The 1,325-nt window shown below is 55.8% G+C and carries 1 rRNA gene (running past one end of the window); it reads left to right on the top strand.

From position 1 onward, the window contains the following. Positions 1-70: 70 nt before the first annotated feature. A 23S ribosomal RNA gene (locus ACWEFB_RS38195) occupies positions 71-1,325 on the top strand; it runs 1,486 nt beyond the window's last position.

The following is a 1,325-nucleotide window of genomic DNA, read 5'->3' as shown; positions in this document are numbered from 1 at the left end:
TGGTGTGGTGGTTGTGGGTTGTGGGTTGGTCGTTTGTTGAGAATTGCACAGTGGACGCGAGCATCTTTGTGGTCAAGTTGTCAAGGGCGAACGGTGGATGCCTTGGCACCAGGAGCCGATGAAGGACGTGGGAGGCCGCGATAGGCCTGGGGGAGCTGTCAACCTAGCTGTGATCCCAGGGTGTCCGAATGGGGGAACCCGGCAGCAGTCATGTGCTGTCACCTGCACCTGAACACATAGGGTGTATGGAGGGAACGCGGGGAAGTGAAACATCTCAGTACCCGTAGGAAGAGAAAACAATAGTGATTCCGTGAGTAGTGGCGAGCGAAAGCGGATTTGGGCTAAACCGGCTGCGTGTGATACCTGTCAGGGGTTGCGTGGTTGGGGTTGTGGGACTCTGCTGATTCAACTGACATTGGGTCGAGAAGTGATAAAACCAGTTGCTAGCCGAATGGTGTGGGAAAGCCAACCGTAGACGGTGAGAGTCCGGTAGGTGAAAGTGGCTGGTCTTCTGTGGATGTTCCCGAGTAGCGGCGGACCCCTGTAATCTGCCGTGAATCTGCCAGGACCACCTGGTAAGCCTAAATACTTCCTGGTGACCGATAGCGGACTAGTACCGTGAGGGAATGGTGAAAAGTACCCCGGGAGGGGAGTGAAATAGTACCTGAAACCGTTCGCCTACAATCCGTCGGAGCCTTTAGGGGTGACGGCGTGCCTTTTGAAGAATGAGCCTGCGAGTTAGTGGCATGTGGCGAGGTTAACCCGTGTGGGGTAGCCGTAGCGAAAGCGAGTCTGAATAGGGCGTTCAGTCGCGTGTCCTAGACCCGAAGCGGAGTGATCTAGCCATGGGCAGGCTGAAGCGTGGGTAAGACCGCGTGGAGGGCCGAACCCACCAACGTTGAAAAGTTGGGGGATGACCTGTGGTTAGGGGTGAAAGGCCAATCAAACTCCGTGATAGCTGGTTCTCCCCGAAATGCATTTAGGTGCAGCGTCGCGTGTTTCTTGCCGGAGGTAGAGCACTGGATGGTCTAGGGGGCCCACAAGCTTACCGAAATCAGCCAAACTCCGAATGCCGGTAAGTGAGAGCGCGGCAGTGAGACTGCGGGGGATAAGCTTCGTAGTCGAGAGGGAAACAGCCCAGATCACCAGCTAAGGCCCCTAAGCGTGTGCTAAGTGGAAAAGGATGTGGGGTCGCATAGACAACCAGGAGGTTGGCTTAGAAGCAGCCACCCTTTAAAGAGTGCGTAATAGCTCACTGGTCAAGTGGTTCCGCGCCGACAATGTAGCGGGGCTCAAGTACACCGCCGAAGCTGTGGCATTCACAT

The sequence above is a fragment of the Micromonospora sp. NPDC004704 genome (genome assembly GCF_053601675.1).
The sequence above is the reverse complement of the archived record's forward strand: the minus strand, read 5'-3'. Positions and strand labels throughout refer to the sequence as shown.